Annotated in this window: 17 protein-coding genes, 1 tRNA gene and 1 pseudogene; 14 read left to right on the forward strand and 5 right to left on the reverse strand. The window is 67.1% G+C overall.

Going from position 1 to position 16,585, the window contains the following annotated elements; all coding sequences use genetic code 11:
• Nucleotides 1-4: 4 nt before the first annotated feature.
• The 6 genes from HUX88_RS21870 to HUX88_RS21895 are packed head-to-tail and all read left to right on the forward strand — an operon-like array spanning nt 5 to nt 6,196.
• On the forward strand, nt 5-2,371 hold the full coding sequence (locus HUX88_RS21870) for a bifunctional salicylyl-CoA 5-hydroxylase/oxidoreductase (protein WP_176363106.1): 2,367 nt from the start codon (nt 5-7) through the stop codon (nt 2,369-2,371).
• 4 nt (nt 2,372-2,375) lie between these two features.
• Entirely contained in the window at nt 2,376-3,227 is an 852-nt protein-coding gene (locus HUX88_RS21875) for an SDR family NAD(P)-dependent oxidoreductase (RefSeq protein ID WP_229219454.1), read from the forward strand.
• A 14-nt stretch (nt 3,228-3,241) separates the two neighbouring features.
• Nucleotides 3,242-3,775, forward strand: a complete 534-nt coding sequence (locus tag HUX88_RS21880) for a MarR family winged helix-turn-helix transcriptional regulator (RefSeq protein ID WP_176363107.1) — start codon at nt 3,242-3,244, stop codon at nt 3,773-3,775.
• Between the two features lie 11 nt (nt 3,776-3,786).
• Nucleotides 3,787-4,641 (forward strand): enoyl-CoA hydratase family protein, encoded by an 855-nt coding sequence (locus HUX88_RS21885; protein ID WP_176363108.1) that lies wholly within the window; start codon nt 3,787-3,789, stop codon nt 4,639-4,641.
• Nucleotides 4,641-5,804 carry an acyl-CoA dehydrogenase family protein gene (locus tag HUX88_RS21890; RefSeq protein WP_176363109.1) on the forward strand — a complete coding sequence of 388 codons (1,164 nt, stop codon included), beginning with the start codon at nt 4,641-4,643 and terminating at the stop codon, nt 5,802-5,804. Before HUX88_RS21885 ends, HUX88_RS21890 begins: the two co-directional genes overlap by 1 nt.
• Nucleotides 5,804-6,196 (forward strand): RidA family protein, encoded by a 393-nt coding sequence (locus HUX88_RS21895; protein WP_117014682.1) that lies wholly within the window; start codon nt 5,804-5,806, stop codon nt 6,194-6,196. The genes HUX88_RS21890 and HUX88_RS21895 overlap by 1 nt, the downstream gene beginning before the upstream one ends.
• Before the next feature lie 6 nt (nt 6,197-6,202).
• On the opposite strand, the gene HUX88_RS32515 is transcribed toward HUX88_RS21895, so the two are convergent.
• Together HUX88_RS32515 and HUX88_RS31890 are read right to left on the reverse strand one after the other, a co-directional pair.
• Complete coding sequence (locus HUX88_RS32515) at nt 6,203-6,763, reverse strand: PEP-CTERM sorting domain-containing protein (RefSeq protein WP_373886822.1); 561 nt, start codon at nt 6,761-6,763, stop codon at nt 6,203-6,205.
• A 105-nt stretch (nt 6,764-6,868) separates the two neighbouring features.
• Nucleotides 6,869-7,393, reverse strand: coding sequence for a PEP-CTERM sorting domain-containing protein (locus HUX88_RS31890; protein ID WP_199538810.1), 525 nt, complete (start codon nt 7,391-7,393; stop codon nt 6,869-6,871).
• A 235-nt stretch (nt 7,394-7,628) separates the two neighbouring features.
• Here HUX88_RS31890 and HUX88_RS21910 point away from each other — a divergent pair, with 235 nt between their 5' ends.
• Nucleotides 7,629-9,968 carry a hypothetical protein gene (locus HUX88_RS21910; RefSeq protein WP_176363110.1) on the forward strand — a complete coding sequence of 780 codons (2,340 nt, stop codon included), beginning with the start codon at nt 7,629-7,631 and terminating at the stop codon, nt 9,966-9,968.
• Between the two features lie 26 nt (nt 9,969-9,994).
• Here the strand turns inward: HUX88_RS21910 and HUX88_RS21915 are convergent.
• Together HUX88_RS21915 and HUX88_RS21920 are read right to left on the reverse strand one after the other, a co-directional pair.
• Nucleotides 9,995-10,066, reverse strand: a tRNA-Arg gene (locus HUX88_RS21915).
• 75 nt (nt 10,067-10,141) lie between these two features.
• Nucleotides 10,142-10,669, reverse strand: coding sequence for a hypothetical protein (locus HUX88_RS21920; protein ID WP_176363111.1), 528 nt, complete (start codon nt 10,667-10,669; stop codon nt 10,142-10,144).
• A gap of 366 nt (nt 10,670-11,035) precedes the next feature.
• Here HUX88_RS21920 and HUX88_RS32520 point away from each other — a divergent pair, with 366 nt between their 5' ends.
• Together HUX88_RS32520 and HUX88_RS32525 are read left to right on the forward strand one after the other, a co-directional pair.
• The gene (locus HUX88_RS32520; protein WP_229219455.1) at nt 11,036-11,176 is read left to right on the forward strand and encodes a hypothetical protein; all 141 of its coding nucleotides are present in this window, start codon (nt 11,036-11,038) and stop codon (nt 11,174-11,176) included.
• A gap of 514 nt (nt 11,177-11,690) precedes the next feature.
• A complete protein-coding gene (locus HUX88_RS32525; RefSeq protein WP_229219456.1) occupies nt 11,691-12,032 on the forward strand; it encodes a hypothetical protein in 342 nt (113 codons plus the stop codon).
• Here HUX88_RS32525 and HUX88_RS32530 read toward each other — a convergent pair.
• Complete coding sequence (locus HUX88_RS32530) at nt 12,029-12,172, reverse strand: hypothetical protein (protein ID WP_229219457.1); 144 nt, start codon at nt 12,170-12,172, stop codon at nt 12,029-12,031. The genes HUX88_RS32525 and HUX88_RS32530 overlap by 4 nt on opposite strands.
• Here HUX88_RS32530 and HUX88_RS32535 point away from each other — a divergent pair.
• The 5 genes and pseudogenes from HUX88_RS32535 to HUX88_RS21940 all read left to right on the forward strand — a co-directional run.
• Nucleotides 12,120-12,365: pseudogene (locus HUX88_RS32535) on the forward strand (ABC transporter ATP-binding protein); the annotation flags it as partial. The gene HUX88_RS32530 and the pseudogene HUX88_RS32535 overlap by 53 nt on opposite strands.
• 172 nt (nt 12,366-12,537) lie before the next feature.
• A complete protein-coding gene (locus HUX88_RS33305) occupies nt 12,538-12,921 on the forward strand; it encodes a hypothetical protein (RefSeq protein WP_373886823.1) in 384 nt (127 codons plus the stop codon).
• 72 nt (nt 12,922-12,993) lie between these two features.
• Nucleotides 12,994-13,656, forward strand: a complete 663-nt coding sequence (locus tag HUX88_RS21930) for a CAAX prenyl protease-related protein (RefSeq protein ID WP_117014678.1) — start codon at nt 12,994-12,996, stop codon at nt 13,654-13,656.
• A 50-nt stretch (nt 13,657-13,706) separates the two neighbouring features.
• Entirely contained in the window at nt 13,707-14,972 is a 1,266-nt protein-coding gene (gene epsL / locus HUX88_RS21935; RefSeq protein WP_147330499.1) for an XrtB/PEP-CTERM-associated polysaccharide biosynthesis outer membrane protein EpsL, read from the forward strand.
• 8 nt (nt 14,973-14,980) lie between these two features.
• Nucleotides 14,981-16,363 (forward strand): undecaprenyl-phosphate glucose phosphotransferase, encoded by a 1,383-nt coding sequence (locus tag HUX88_RS21940; RefSeq protein WP_117014676.1) that lies wholly within the window; start codon nt 14,981-14,983, stop codon nt 16,361-16,363.
• Nucleotides 16,364-16,585: the final 222 nt, after the last annotated feature.

Raw genomic sequence — 16,585 nt, forward strand, 5'->3', positions numbered from 1 at the left:
CCGCATGAATATCGTTTGCATAGGCGGCGGCCCCGCCGGCCTGTATTTCAGCCTGTTGATGAAGAAGCAGGACCCGTCCCACCAGATCACGGTGGTGGAGCGCAATCGTCCCTACGACACCTTCGGCTGGGGCGTGGTGTTCTCCGACCAGACGCTGGGCAACCTGATGAACTCCGACGAGCCGACCGCGCGCGCGATCCTGCAGTCGTTCAACCACTGGGACGATATCGACGTCTTCTTCAAGGGCGAAAAGGTCACATCCGGCGGCCATGGTTTCTGCGGCATCGGCCGCAAGCGCCTGCTCAACATCCTGCAGCAGCGCTGCGAGGAGCTGGGCGTGTCGCTGGTGTTCGAGACCGAGGTGGCGGACGACCAGGAGATCGCCGCCCGCTACGGCGCGGACCTGGTGATCGCCTCCGACGGCTTGAACAGCCGCACCCGCACCCGCTACGCCGACAGCTACCAGCCGCAGATCGAAGCGCGCCAGTGCCGCTTCGTGTGGCTGGGCACGCGCAAGAAGTTCGACGCCTTCACCTTCGCCTTCAAACAGACGGAGCACGGCTGGTTCCAGGCGCACATCTACCAGTACGATGGCGACACCTCGACCTTCATCGTCGAGACGCCGGAATCGGTGTGGCGCGCGGCGGGGCTGGAGGCGATGAGCGCCGAGCAGTCCATCGCGTATTGCGAGCAGCTGTTCGCGGAGCAGCTGGACGGCCATGGATTGATGTCCAATTCCGCGCACCTGCGCGGCTCCGGCATGTGGATCAAGTTCCCGCGCATCGTCTGCGGCCAGTGGGTGCATTGGAATGGCGATGTGCCGGTGGTGCTGATGGGCGACGCCGCGCACTCCGCGCATTATTCGATCGGCTCCGGCACCAAGCTGGCGCTGGAGGACGCGATCGAACTGGCGCGATGCTTCGGCCAGCACGCCGACGCCGCCACCGCGCTGGCGGCGTATCAATCGGTGCGGGCGGTGGAGGTCATCAAGCTGCAAAGCGCGGCCCGCAACTCGATGGAGTGGTTCGAAAACGTCGAGCGCTACACGGCGATGGAAGCGCCGCAGTTTGCGTACTCGATGCTGACGCGCAGCCAGCGCCTGTCGCACGAGAACCTGCGCCTGCGCGATGCGGCCTACGTGGCGGACTATGAGCGCTGGTTCTCCGACCGCGCTTGCGAGCAGGCCGGCCTGCCGCCGGCAAAGGCCGCGCCGCCGATGTTCACGCCGTTCAAGGTCCGCGACCTTGTGCTGAAAAACCGCATCGTCGTCTCGCCGATGGCGCAATACTCCGCCGTGGACGGCGTCGCCGGCGATTACCATCTGGCTCACCTCGGGGCGCGTGCGTTGGGCGGCGCGGCGATGGTGTTCGCCGAAATGACCTGCGTGTCCGCCGATGCGCGCATCACGCCGGCCTGTCCCGGCATGTACGCGCCGGAGCACACGCAAGCCTGGAAGCGCATCGTCGATTTCGTCCACCAGCACAGCGACGCCAGGATCGCGCTGCAACTGGGCCACGCCGGCGCCAAGGGCTCGACCCGCGCCATGTGGGACGGCATCGACCAGCCTTTGGACAAGGGCAACTGGCCGCTGGTTTCCGCCTCGCCGCAGCAGTACCTGGCCGGCATATCGCAGACCGCCCACGCCATGACGCAGGCCGACATGGACCGCATCGAAGCCGACTTTGTGCGCGCCACGCTGGCGGCAGACGAAGCGGGCTTCGACTGGCTGGAGCTGCACTGCGCGCACGGCTACCTGCTGTCGTCCTTCATCTCGCCGCTGACCAACCAGCGCGGCGACGAATACGGCGGCAGCCTGGAAAACCGCTGCCGCTATCCGCTGCGCGTATTCGCCGCGATGCGCGCCGCCTGGCCGCAACACAAGCCGATGAGCGTGCGCATCTCCGCGCACGACTGGGTTGAAGGCGGCATCACACCGGACGACGCGGTGCTGATCGCCCGTCTGTTCAAGGCCGCCGGCGTCGACATGATCGACTGCTCGTCGGGTCAGGTCAGCAAGCGGGAAAAGCCGGTCTATGGCCGCATGTTCCAGACGCCGTTCGCGGACCGCATCCGCAACGAGGCCGGCATCGGCGCGATCGCCGTCGGTTCGATCTTCGAGGCCGACCATGCCAACGGCATCATCGCCGCCGGCCGCGCCGACCTGTGCGCGGTCGGCCGCCCGCACCTGGCCAATCCGGCGTGGACGCTGGCGGAGGCGGCCAGGATCGGCTATGCCGGCGCCGCGTGGCCCAAGCAGTACCTGCCGGCCAAGCAGCAGCTGGAACGCAATCTCGAACGCGAACGCCAACTGGCGGCGGCCAACACGGGCCTCACGCCGCAGCAGGTCGCGGCCAAACTGCTGGAAGGTTAAGCCGATGAGCACCACGAATAAATCCCGTGCGGCCTACCTGGCCCCCGGTTCGAAACCAGCCACCGCGAACCTGCCGTTGACGGGCAAGCACGCACTGGTGACAGGCGGCGCGCGCGGCATCGGCGCCGCCTGCGCGCGGGCCTTGCTGCTGCGCGGCGCGCGCGTCACGCTGGCGGGGCGCGATGCGCAGGCGCTGGCGGCCGCCGTCGACTCCATGAGCGCCATCGCCGCACCCTCGGGTGGCGCGGTCGCCATGCAAGTGCTGGACGTGACCGACGAGGCATCCGTGCGCAGCGGCTTTGCCGGCGCCGTCGAGCGCTTCGGCCGCATCGACATCCTGGTCAACAACGCCGGCCAGGCGGTCCCCGCGCCGTTCGGCAAAACCGACGCCGCGCTGTGGCAGCGCATGCTGGACGTGAACCTGACCGGCACCTTCCACTGCACCCAGGCCGCGCTGCCCGGCATGATCGAGGCAGGGTGGGGCCGCATCGTCAACGTCGCATCGACGGCGGGGCTGGTAGGTTATCGCTACGTGTCGGCCTACGTCGCCGCCAAGCACGGCGTGGTCGGCCTGACGCGCGCGCTGGCGCTGGAGGTGGCCACCAAGGGCGTGACGGTCAACGCCGTCTGCCCCGGCTACACCGAAACCGATATCGTGCGCGAGGCGGTCGCCAACATCGTCGCCAGGACCGGCCGCAGCGAGGACGAAGCGCGCGCCGAACTGGCCGCCGGCAATCCGCAGAAGCGGCTGGTGCAAAGCGAGGAAGTCGCCAGCGCCGTGGCCTGGCTTTGCCTGCCCGAGGCGGGCGCCATGAATGGACAATCCGTCGCCGTCGCCGGCGGCGAAGTAATGTGAAGCACGAGGAAGCTATGCCACCATTTTCAGAGAACGACGACAATCAAAACCCCATCGAAAACGGTGAGGCGCCGGTGCTCGACCTGGCCAGCCGCCTGACGCAGGACCACCATCAATCGCTCAAGCTGTGGCTGCGCATGTTGTCCTGCACCGTCAAGATCGAAAACGAAATCCGCAGCCGGCTGCGCGCCAGCTTCGGCATCACCTTGCCGCGCTTCGACCTGATGGCGCAGCTGGAGCGCTACCCGCAAGGCCTGCGCATGGGCGAGCTGTCCAAGCGCATGATGGTCACCGGCGGGAACATCACCGGCATCACCGACCAGCTGGAGCAGGAGAAGCTGGTGGTGCGCGTGCCGGACCCGAAGGACGGCCGCGCCTACAGCGTCAAGCTGACGGCGGCCGGCCGCAAGGCCTTCGCCACCATGGCCGCCGAACACGAAGGTTGGATCGCCGAACTGCTGCAGGACATGTCCGGCGCCGACAAGAACCAGCTGATCGACCTGCTGTCGCAGATGAAGCGGCACCTGAACGCCTCGGACGAAAAATAAGGAACCACACCATGCGATATCTTCCCGGCGAAGCGCAGCGACTGCCCGGCAACCGCGCCGCGCTGGCCGATTACCAGGCCAGCCATTTTCTGTTTGAAGTCGGTGGTGGCGTCGCCACGCTGACGCTCAATCGCCCCGAGCGTAAAAATCCGCTGACCTTCGATTCGTACGCCGAGCTGCGCGACCTGTTCCGCGCACTGGCCTACGCGGACGACGTCAAGGCCATCGTCATCACCGGCGCCGGCGAAAACTTCTGCTCCGGCGGTGACGTGCACGACATCATCGGCCCGCTGACCAAGTTGGACATGCCCGGCCTGCTGGCCTTCACGCGCATGACGGGCGACCTGGTGAAAGCCATCCGCGCCTGCCCGCAGCCCATCGTGGCGGCGGTCGACGGCATCTGCGCCGGCACCGGCGCGATCCTGGCGCTGGCGTCGGACATCCGCCTCGGCACGGCGCGCAGCAAGACCGCCTTCCTGTTCACGCGGGTGGGGCTGGCCGGCTGCGACATGGGCGCCTGCGCCTTGCTGCCGCGCGTGATCGGCCAGGGCCGCGCGGCCGAGCTGCTGTACACGGGCCGTTCGATGTCCGGCGCGGAGGCCGAGCGCTGGGGATTCTTCAACAGCCTGCAGGAACCGGAAGCGCTGCTCGATGCGGCGCGCGCCTTCGCGCAAGGCCTGGCCGACGGCCCGACCTTCGCCCACGGCATGACCAAGAAAATGCTGCAGCAGGAGTGGAACATGGGCGTGGACGAAGCCATCGAGGCGGAGGCGCAGGCGCAGGCGATCTGCATGGCGACCAACGATTTCCATCGCGCCTACCATGCCTTCGTGGCCAAGCAAAAACCGGAATTCGAAGGCGACTGATGAGCGACAAGACCTATCTCGAATGGCCGTTCTTCGACGCCCGCCATGCCGCGTTGGAGCGCGAGCTCGATGCCTGGGCCGCGCGGCACGTCGGCCAGCAGCATGAAGCCGACGTTGATGCGGCCTGCCGCCAGCTGGTGCGCCAGCTGGGCGAGGGCGGCTGGCTGCACCACGCCATCGCCGGCGCGGAGGGTGCGGGCATCGACACCCGCGCCATCTGCCTGATCCGCGAAACGCTGGCGCGCCACAACGGCCTGGCCGATTTCGCCTTCGCCATGCAGGGCCTGGGCTCGGGCGCCATCAGTCTGCACGGCACGGCGGCCCAGCGCGACGCCTACCTGCCGCGCGTGGCGCGCGGCGAGGCCATCGCCGCCTTCGCGCTGTCCGAGCCGCAGGCCGGTTCCGACGTCGCCGCCATGCAGTGCGCGGCGGTGCAGGATGGCGATCACTATGTGCTCAACGGCGAGAAGACCTGGATCTCCAACGGCGGCATCGCCGATTTCTACGTGGTGTTCGCGCGCACCGGCGAGCAGCCCGGGGCGCGCGGCATCAGCGCCTTCATCGTCGATGCCGATACGCCGGGCTTCGAGATCGCCGAACGTATCCAGGTGATCGCCCCGCATCCGCTGGCGCGCCTGGTGTTCCGCGACTGCCGCATTCCGGCCACGCAGCGCATCGGCGCGGCGGGGCAGGGCTTCAAGGTGGCGATGTCCACGCTGGACGTGTTCCGCACCTCGGTGGCGGCGGCCGCGCTGGGCTTCGCGCGGCGCGCGCTGGACGAGGCGCTGGCCCACGCCACGCAGCGCAAGATGTTCGGCCAGGTGCTGTCCGATTTCCAGATGACGCAGGCCAAGCTGGCGCAGATGGCGACCGGCATCGACGCCGCCGCGCTGCTGACCTACCGCGCCGCCTGGCAGCGCGACCAGGGCCGCAACGTGACCAAGGAGGCGGCGATGGCCAAGATGACGGCCACCGAAACGGCGCAGCAGGTGATCGACGCGGCGCTGCAGATGTTCGGCGGCCTGGGCGTGGTCAGCGAACAGCCGGTCGAGCGGCTGTACCGCGAGATCCGCGCGCTGCGCATCTACGAGGGCGCCACCGAAGTCCAGCAACTGATCATCGCGCGCGAACTGCTGCGCGCGGCAACCACCAAGGAAGCATGATGGAATTTCTTCAACCGCCGGGCTGGGCGCGGCCGCGTGGCTATTCGAACGGCGTGGCCGCCAGCGGACGCCTGGTCTGCGTCAGCGGCATGATCGGCTGGGACGGGCAGGGCGTGTTCCACACCGACGACTTCGCCGGCCAGGTGCGCCAGGCGCTGCAAAACGTGGTCGAGGTGCTGGCCGAGGCCGGCGCGCGGCCCGCGCACATCGTGCGCATGACGTGGTATGTGCTCGACAAAAAGGAATACGTCGCCGCCTACAAGGAGGTCGGAGCGGCCTACCGCGAGATCATCGGCCTGCATTTTCCGGCCATGACGGCGGTGCAGGTGGCCGGGCTGGTCGAGGACCGGGCCCGGGTGGAGATCGAGGTGACGGCGGTGGTGCCGGACTGAGTTGCTTTATGCCTTGCGGCGGCGCGCCAGTCCCAGCAGGGCGAGGCCGCCCAGCAGCATGCCGTAGGTGGCCGGCTCCGGCACCGGCGTAATGGTGGAGACCAGCGCACCATTCGAACCGTTGATGCTGTTGGCGTAATAGCGATACCAGAAATCCGCGCCCGGTTCACTCTCGGCCGTGACGAATTGCGGCAGCGTTACTTTGGCGCCGTGATTGTAGTCCCAGGTCAGGTCGAGGCGGTAGGCGTCCCAGTTGTCCGGCGAACCTTCGATCAGCCCGGCGCCGCGCACGCCAGGCGCGTAATCGATATAGTTATGATAAAAACCGTCGACCTTCTGACTATTGCCGTAATAGTCGATCAGCGTGCCTGAAACCGCGATGAGCTGCGAATAATCGCTGGAAAAGGTGACGACGCCGTCGAATTTGATGTTGACCTGGAATTCTTCGTGAATGCGGAAACTGGTTTGGGCCGATGCCAAGCCCGTCGCCAGCATCAGGGCGGCGGCGGAAACGATCTTGAAAATCTTCATGTTAAGCACGCTCTCCGTAAATATCAGCGCCCTCACCCGCATCGCGGAGGCGACCTTAAGTTGTATAAAAAAACATTTAATGCTGTGTGGATAATAGCACCAGATCCATCCAATGTTGACAATATTTTTTTAAAGGCAAGCTTATGCGGCCAGCCGGCGGCGCGCCGCCAGCAGCGCCAGTCCGCCCAGCAGCATGGCGTAGGCGGCCGGTTCCGGCACCGCCTTGATGGTGTAGCTGAGCGCGCCATCCGAGCCGTTGATGCTGTTGGCGTAGTACACCGCGCCGCTGTCCGGATCGGTCTGGGTGACGAACTGCGGCAGCGTGATGGCGGCGCCGTGGTTGTAGTCCCAGACCAGGTCGAGCCGGTAGGCCGCATCGAAGTCGCCGCCGCTGCCCATGACGATGACACCGCGCACGCCCGTCGAGTAGTCCTTGTAGTAGCCGGGATAGATGCCCGTGATGTCGAGCATCGACGGTATGCTGTGCGGAGAGCTCAGCGTGCCGGTGATGCTTGTGACATGGGCGTAGTCCGTCGAGAAGGTGATCAAGCCGTCGAAGACTTTGTCGCCATGGAACAACTCCTGGATGTGGAATTGGGTTTGAGCGGTGGCCAGTCCGGTGGCGAGCGACAGCGTGGCGGCGGCGATAATTGTGTGGAGTTTCATAGCGTGTCCTGACGGCGGTTGTAGAGGAACAGACGATTTCCGGTCAACCAGCACGCGTTCCTGGGCGCTAGCAGGACGACATAAAAATCGTTCATCAATCATCATAATGCAATGCCTCAGCATGGCAAACACCATAGCCCCGGGACATAGATAATCCGTTCGAATCATTATTTTTATGGCAAAATTTACAGGGTAACTAGTATCTTTTTAGTCACATCAACCGAAAACCATTCCCATGACATCTACCGTTACCTCATTGCATACCGCCACGGTGGCCGCTGCGGCCGCCGCCAAGACCCTGACGCTGTCCGCGCCCCAGGGCGTGCCCGCCCTGGACTTCGCGATGATGCGCGACTTCTTCGACGCGGCGCCGGCCGGCGCCTTCATCAGTTTCGAGCCGGGCGCGGTTTACCCGGTCTACGGCGGCGCGTTCCGCGCCAAGCAGGGCCAGACTATCGATATGCGTGGCGCCGTCCTCCAGCGTTCGAGCGAAATGGTGACCACCACCACCGCCAGCCTGGGCGACGGCGCCACCAGCGTGACGGTGAGCTCCGTCACCGGCTTGCAGGCCGGCATGGCGATCAACATCATCGGCCCCAAGGTGGGCGACAGCGCGGTGATCTTGCAGGCGTGCCTGCAGACCGATACCAACCAGGCGCTGCGCATCGCGGCCATCGACGTGCCCAGCAGGACGCTGACGTTCGAGGGGCCGGTGTTTGGGACCTACGGCGTGGATCTGAGCGTCGGCGGTGTCATCGCCGGCGGCGCCACGCTGGCCACCAAGGGGCCGTTGATCGACGCCTGCGCGCTGGTGCAGGGCGCCGGCATCACCATCGTCAATGCCCGTGTCGACGGGGGGCGCGCCAACAATCAAACCAACAACCGCTGGGAATCGACGGTGGACCTGCGCGTCAAAAGCAGCGGCGGCTATTTCGACAACTTCACCATCAACAACAGCTGCGGCGAAGGCGTGGTCACCAACGGCGTGTCGCCGGTGTTCAATAATTTCAAGTTCAGCAATGTCAACGGCAACCTGATCCATTTCAACGGCTGGTCCAACGGCACCAAGCTCAGCCAGATTGACGGCGACGGCTTCAACCTCGACTACCAGGTCGGCCATGCGAACGGCGGCATCATCGCCTCGAACAATACCTTCAACACCATCGTCGACGGTTTCGACCTGCGCAACGGCCGCCTGTCCGGCATCGGCAGCTTCGACCAGAGCGACAACGCCTACGCCAAGATATGCAACGGCTTCATCAGCGGTTGCTGGGGCGGCGGCCTGGCCTTGTTCGGTTCGACCAGCGGGGCCCCGGCCGGCCTGGACGTGCGCAACGTGCGCATCAGCAATTGCGGCACCTCGTATGTGGGCGTCGATGTCACCACCCCCGACTCCGTCGAGCGCGCGCTGCAGATCGACCTCGACCTGGTGCTGATCAATTCGATGATCGCCATCGGTGGCCTGGCCGATTCGCGCGTGCGGATCCGTTCGATCCATGCCGACACCGCTCGCCTGACGCCGGTCAACGCCGCCGCCGGCCGCGCCAGCAACTACGCCGGCCGCATCAACGGCACGCCGATCAACGCCGGCCCCAACCTGAAGCTGGGGGTCGACGTCAGTTCGCAGGTGGAGCTGTCGGTGTGCCAGAACACCACGTTCGACATTGAGCAAAGCGACGGCGCCGGCGCGCCGCTGGCGGGCACCTACGGCATCGCCACCGTCTACGCGATCGACGCCGGCGGTCCTTGGCTCAATTGCACCCTGAACCTGAGCAGCCAGGGCGGCGCCAGCGGCGTCATGCTGACGGGCGTGCTGCGCAATTGCCGGGGCCTGCTGCAGTCGAACGACATCAAGACCGCGGTGGGCGTCAACCTGTTCCTGCGCTCCAATCCCAACAAGAACGGCGCCTTCCCGGCCGCCGCCGCGCTGGGCGTGAGCGCGACCGCGATCAGCGCCACCGGCAGCGGCGGCAGCGTCACCCGCACCCAGTACCCGCTGGGCTTCGTTGGTGGCGCGCCGACGGTGCCGGCCAGGGGCAGTTTTATCGTCGAGAACGGCGTGCTGGTGTCGATCCGCATCGACCGCCCGGGGGCGTATGCGAGCGCGCCGACGCTGGACTTTTCCGCCGCCGCCGGCCTGAGCGGCGCCGCCGCCAGCGCCGTGGTCGGACCGACCCAGGATTACTCGGTGTCCGACTTCAACGATTTTACGGTCTATGTGCACCATAGCTGCCAGCCGTCCGGCACCAGCCTGCTGCGCCTGCGCCAGGACGCCACCAACAGCGCCGGCAGCGGCTGGAGCACGGTGCGCGGCGCGGTCCATGCCGACGCGGCGGCCGGCGGCGCCGGCATCACCGACGCCGGCACGCCGCTGCACCATATCCACCTGAAGGATCTGGAGTCGCGCGGACCGGGCAGCAACTGGACCGAGCTGTCGCTGTCGGCCGCCGTCGCGCCCAACGTCTGCCGCATGACCGATGTGCGCAGCAGCCGCAGCAGCTACACGGTGCCGGCCAACTGGGCGTTCGCGCCATGGGCCAGCGCCACCAGCGCGGTGCAGTCGATGGTGCCATAGGGCCGGCGGAAAAAAGGGGGGGGGAGTCCCCCCGACTGGAATCGAACCAGTATCCCACGCTTAGGAGGCATGTGCACTATCCATTGTGCTACGGGGAGGACGCGGCCGGCGCTTGGCCGGCTGGCCGAGATTATAGCCGACCGGTGCCCGGTTCGGTAAAGTCTGTGGCCGCGTCAGCGCAAGGCGCCGACCGCGTTCAGTTTCAGATACAGCTGCTGCAGCGGCACCCAGGTCACCAGGTCGTCGTAGGGGCCGCCCGCCGCGCGCGGGTCGTCGCTGCGGCTGCGCAGGATGAAGTCGCTGTCGCCGTGGAAATTGGCGAGCTCGTCGGTGCGGCCGGCGAAGTCGCCGGCCTGGGCGATGCCGAGCGCGTCGACGCCCGGCCCCTGGCGGCCGGTCGACAGGATGACCGCCGGGCTGCACGGGCTGGCCAGCGAGCACGGTCCCTGGCCGACCAGCGCGCGCGGCGCGCCGTCGCCGTCGCGCAGGCTGACCCGCTTGTCGGCCACCGCCCGGGCGGGGGCGATGTTGGCCTCGGTGTAGGCCGGCGTCACGCTGTAGCGCAGCGGCCGCCCCCAGCCGTCGGCGCCGGCCAGGCCCAGCGCCACCCACGGCAGGAAGCCGTTGCAGGCGGACGCGGTGGCGCAAGGGGCCGGATGTTCGCGGCCATCGGTGGCCGCGCGGGGGGGGCGGCGGCCCATGGGTCAGCGCATAGCCCAGCAGCGCCTCGCGGGCCTGGCCCAGCGCGGCCACGCTGCGCGCGCTCCGGCGGGCGCCGAACTGGCCGTCGCCGAGCGCGCGCAACGCCACCGTCGCCATGCTCACGCTCAGCAGCAACAGCAGCAGCAGCCAGCAGACGGCGCCGCGCTGGCGGCGGCGGGGGGATGGCAGGCGGCATCGGGGCCGGGAAGTCTGACGATGGCCGATCTTAACCGATCGCCCGGCCTTGACCAGCGCCGGCCGGCGATGGAAATAACCGCGCGGCGGTGCTTGTCGGTACAATACGGCTTCTTTCAATTTCCGCCTCGTGCCGCTGGCGCAACGGCGCGGCACACGGTTTATCTCCTATGGCTGTCATCTCTCTTTCTTCGGCGCAACTTGCGTTCGGACACATCGCGTTGCTCGATCACGCGGAATTTTCACTGGAAACCGGCGAGCGGGTCGGCCTGATCGGCCGCAACGGCACCTTAAGAAGTCCTCGCTGCTGAAGGTCATCTCGGGCCGGTTCAAGCTCGACGACGGCTTGCTGGTGATGCAGCAAAACCTCAAGATCGCCTATGTCGAGCAGGAGCCGACGTTCGATCGGCCGCCTCGGTGTTTGACGTGGTCGCCGCCGGCATGGGCGCGGCAACGGCCATGCTGGCCGAATACGAGGCTGACCAGGCGGGTTCGGCCAAGGCGACGACGAGGCGCTGATGGACCCGCATGCACGAACTGCAGGTGCGAAGCTGGACGCGGCCGACGGCTGGGGCCTGGCCAACAAGGTGGACACCACGCTGCAAAAGCTGAACCTGGCCGGGGCGTCGCTGATGGGAACGCTGTCGGGCGGCATGCAGAAGCGCGTGGCGCTGGCCGTGCGCTGGTCTCGGCGCCGGACGTGCTGCTGCTCGACGAGCCGACCAACCCACCTGGACTTCACTTCCATCACGTGGCTGGAGGGCCTGCTGCGCGATTTCAAGGGCTCGGTGCTGTTCATCACCCACGACCGCAGCTTCCTGGACCATGTCGCCACCCGCATCATCGAGCTCGACCGCGGCCGCCTGCTGTCCTATCCGGGCAACTTCAGCGCCCTATCAGACCCGCAAGAGCGAACGGCTGGAGAGTCGAGGAGGTGGAGGCGGCCAAGTTCGACAAGTTCTGGCCCAGGAGGAGGTCTGGATACGCCAAGGCGTCAAGGCGCGCCGGGTGCGCGACGAGGGCCAGGTGCGCCGGCTGGAGGCGCTGCGCCTGCAGCGCGCCGCGCGCCGCGACCAGCAGGGCCAGGTGCGGCTGGAGGTGAGCGCCGGCGAACGCTCCGGCAAGATCGTCGCCGACCTGGAAAACGTCCAAGCGCTTCGGCACTAGGTGATCAGCGACTTCAGCGGCACCATCCTGCGCGGCGACAAGGTCGGCTGATCCGCCAACGGCGCCAGCAAGACCACCCTGCTCAAGATGATACTCGGCGAGCTGGCGCCCGACGGCGGCAGCGCCCGCCTGGGCACCAAGCTGCAGGTGGCGTACTTCGACCAGATGCGGGCCCCAGCTCAACGAGGAGGCCAACCTGATGGAGACCATCGCCCGGGCAGCGACTGGGTCGAGATCAACGGCGCCCGCAAGCACGTGATGAGCTACCTGAACGATTTCCTGTTCGCGCCGGAACAGGCCCGCTCGCCAGTCAAGTCGCTGTCCGGCGGCGAACGCAACCGCCTGCTGCTGGCGCGCCTGTTCGCCAAGCCGGCCAACTGCCTGGTGCTGGACGGCCGACCAACGACCTGGACATCGACACGCTGGAGCTGCTGGAGGAGTTTGTTGGAGGACTACACCGGCACCGTGTTTCTCGTCAGCCACGACCGCACGCTTCCTCGACAACGTGGTGACCCAGGTGGTGGTGGCCGAGGGCAGGGCCGGTGGCGCAGGAAATCGGCGGCTACAGCGACTGGGAGCAGGTCGGGCCAGCGCCGGCGCCGCGGCGCGCGGCGGGCGCCCGCGAAAGAGCGCGGCCGCGGCGCCGGCGCCCGCGCCCAGGGCAAAGCTCAGCTACAAGGAGCAGCGCGAACTGGAGGAGCTGCCGGCGCTCATCGCCGCGCTGGAGGACGAGCAATCGACGCTGGCGATCGCGCTTGCCGCACCGGATATTTACAGGCAGAATCCGGCCGAAGCCAAGCGCATGACGGCCCGCGTCGAGGCGATCGAGGGCGAGCTGCTGGCGGCGCTGGAAAAATGGGAACAGATCGAGGCGCGCGCCAAAGGCTGAGCCGGCGCGCCCTCCGGAGACTGGCATGGGACTGAAACGATCGCCGCCCGCCGCGCCGGCAGAAAAGTTCCGGTGTTTAGCCGCGCCGCGCGCGCGCGCGTGCTGCCGTTCCTGACCTATATGGTGTTCATCGCCGTGGCCGACCTGCTGGCGCGGGCCGGACTGACGCCCGGGCAGCTGCGCTGGCTGTACCCGCTCAAGATCGGCCTGGTGGCGCTGCTGCTGCTGCGCTACTGGCCCGAGTACCGGGAGCTGCGGCCCGCGCGGCTGGGGCCGGCGGCGGCCGCGCTGGCGGCCGCCGCCGGCGTGCTGGTGTTCGTGCTGTGGATCGGCCTGGACGCCGGCTGGATGGTGGTGGGCCGGCCGACCGGCTACGACCCGCGCGGCGCCGGCGCGCTGACGTGGCCGCTGATGCTGGTGCGGCTGGCCGGCGCCGCGCTGGTGGTGCCGGTGATGGAGGAGTTGTTCTGGCGTTCCTATCTGATGCGCTGGCTGACCGCCGAGGACTTCGCCGGCGTGGCGCCGGCGCAGCTAAAGTTTCGTGGTTTTATTGTCACCGTGATATTATTTGGTGTTGAGCACAATCAGTGGCTCGCCGGCATGGTGGCCGGCGCGGTGTACGGCCTGCTGTACATGCGCACCGGCAAACTGTGGGTGGCCATCGCGGCGCACGCGGTGACCAACGGCGTGCTGGGGGTGTGGATTATCCGCACCGGGAGCTGGGCTTACTGGTAATATTGTATTTTCCTCAGCTGTTTTTAACAATTCTAGAAGACAAATATCACATGTTGAGTTCCTCGCATCCCGACCTGAGCCGCCCCGTGCCCCATGATGCGCCGCCGCGCGGGCGCGCACCGGTGTTGACCTGGGCGGCGCGGCTGGCGCTGGCCGCGTGCGCGCTGGCCGCTGGCGGCGCCCGCGCCGCCAGCGACGACGGCCTGCACCCCTACGCCGGGCTGCTGTACTCCTACGACGATAATCTGTTCCGCCTGCCCGACAACAGCCCCGGCTACGACAACACCCGCGCCGACACCTCGCGCCAGCTGGTGGCCGGGCTGTCCTTCAACCAGGCCTACGGGCGCGAGGTGCTCACCGCCCAGGCCAAGGTCAGCCGGGTGACGTTCAGCCACTTCACCCAGCTCGACTACAACGGCAAGGACCTGTCGGCCGACCTGGCCTGGCATCTGGGCAACCGCCTCAGCGGCAACCTGGGCGGCGCCTACTCCGAGGTGCTGGCGCCCTACACCGACGTGGTCACCAGCGAGCGCAATCTGCGCACGCAGAAGCGCGCCTACGCGCAAGGCAACTGGAGCTTTCATCCGAGCTGGGTGGCGCGCGCCGGCTACAACCGCAACCGCTACGTCTATGACCTGAGCAGCCAGGCCTACAACGACCGCACCGACAACCAGTTCGAGACCGGCGTCGACTACCTGGCCTCGTCCGGCAGCACCATCGGCCTGCAGGCGCGCTCGCTGCGCAGCAGCTATGACGTGCCGCGCCTGCTGGGCCGTCAGCTGATCGACAACGACTCGCGCCAGCGCGAACTCAAGCTCAAGGTGGGCTGGCGCGTGACCCCGGTGACCGAGCTGCAGTTCCTCGGCGGCTGGGCGCACCGCACGCACGCCTACCTGACCGAGCGCGATTCGAGCGGCGCCAACGCGCGCCTGTCGGGCAACACGCTGCTGGGCGGCGCGGTGCGCGCCAACGCGTCGCTGTGGCGCGAATTCGCGCCGGTCGAGAGCGGCCTCGTCAGCTACAGCCTGAACACCGGCGTCAGCGCCGGCGCCAGCTGGCTGCTGAGCGCCAAGCTGCAGCTCGACGCCCAGACCCGCCACGAAAAGCGCGCCTTCAAGGGCCTGCTGGCCGACAGCGCCGGCTTCGACCTGTCCGACCGCTCGCACTACAACTCGCTGGGGCTGAGCTACACCCCGTGGCGCCAGGTGCAGCTGACCGCGTCGCTGTTCCGCGAGTCGCGCGGCGGCGTCGCCTTCATCAACAACGGCAACTATCGTGCCCAGGGGGTGAGCCTGAACCTGAATGCCCAATACTGACCGCCGCCATGACGTTGAATGACATCCCCCTCATTTCGTTTTTCCAGCGGGTGCTCGATCCGCTGATCATCATGGGCGCGCTGTACCTGGTGTGCATGGCGCAGGGCGCGCCGTTCACCGGCTATCTGCTGGTGCTGATGATACTGGCCTTCTTCATCTCGTCGGCGGTGTACCAGCACGTCGACCCCTACCGCACCTGGCGCAGCGGGCGCATGCTGGCCTACGCGCGCGACACCGTGGTGGGCTGGCTGATCACGGTCGGCGTGCTGCTGCTGATCGGCGCCGCCAGCGGCCTGAGCCACCGGGTCGACCACGACGTGGTGCTGGCCTGGTTCGTGGCCACGCCGCTGATCCTGCTGCTCAGCCATCTGGCCATGGGCGCGACGTCGCTGGGGCGCAACAGCGGCAACGAGATGCGCTCGGTGGTGATCGTCGGCGTCAACGAGGTCGGCCTGAAGTTCGCCGGCGTCTGCAAGCGCCACCCGAACCTGTTCATGCAGGTGGTGGGCTTTTTCGACGACCGCGTGGAGGACCGCTTCCCGTCCGGCGCGCGCGAGCCGGTGCTGGGCCGGATGAGCGACATCGCCGCCTATGTGCGGGCCAACAACACCAAGATGATCTTCATCAGCCAGCCGATCTCGGCGCAGCCGCGCGTGCGCAAGCTGCTCGACGAACTGCAGGACACCACCGCCTCGGTGTATTTCCTGCCGGATATTTATGTGTTCGACCTGATGCAGGCGCGCTTCGACAACGTCGGCGGCATGCCGGTGATCGCCATCTGCGAGTCGCCGTTCACCGGCGTCAACAGCGTGATCAAGCGGGTCAGCGACATCGTGCTCGGTGGCCTGATCCAGATCCTGCTGCTGCCGGTGATGCTGGTGATCGCGCTGGCCGTCAAGCTCAGCTCGCCCGGGCCGGTGATCTTCCGCCAGCGCCGCTACGGCCTGTACGGCGAGGAGATCATCGTCTACAAGTTCCGCTCGATGACCGTGACCGACGACGGCCCGACCGTGGTGCAGGCCACCCAGAACGACCGGCGGGTGACCCGGGTGGGCGCCTTCCTGCGCCGCAGCTCGCTCGACGAGTTGCCGCAGTTTATCAACGTGCTGCAGGGCCGCATGAGCATCGTCGGGCCGCGGCCGCACGCGGTGGCCCACAACGAGCAGTACCGCAAGCTGATCAAGGGCTATATGCTGCGCCACAAGGTCAAGCCCGGCATCACCGGCTGGGCCCAGGTCAACGGCCTGCGCGGCGAGACCGAGACGCTCGACAAGATGGAGGCGCGGGTGCACTTCGACCTCGACTACCTGCGCAAGTGGTCGCTGTGGCTGGACCTGTGGATCATCCTCAAGACGGTGCAGGTGGTGCTCAAGCGCGAAAACGCCCACTAGCCGGCGGTTTTTTAAGCGCACGTTAAGTGACACTTTTACCAACGGCGGGGGCGATGCTGTAGCATAGTGGGCACTGCGCGCGGCAATTTATAAGATTGACAAGAGCCCGCCCGGGCGTGCATACTTTCGTCGCTGATATTTGTAGGGTTTTGTTAATACCTATTGTGTTTTTTTTATTGTTGGCGGCGCCGGCGCGGCCGACCCCCCCGGCCCGCCCCGACA

Source organism: Duganella sp. BJB1802 (assembly GCF_013369445.1).
In the GTDB taxonomy this organism is placed as follows: Bacteria; Pseudomonadota; Gammaproteobacteria; order Burkholderiales; family Burkholderiaceae_D; genus Rugamonas; species Rugamonas vulcania_A.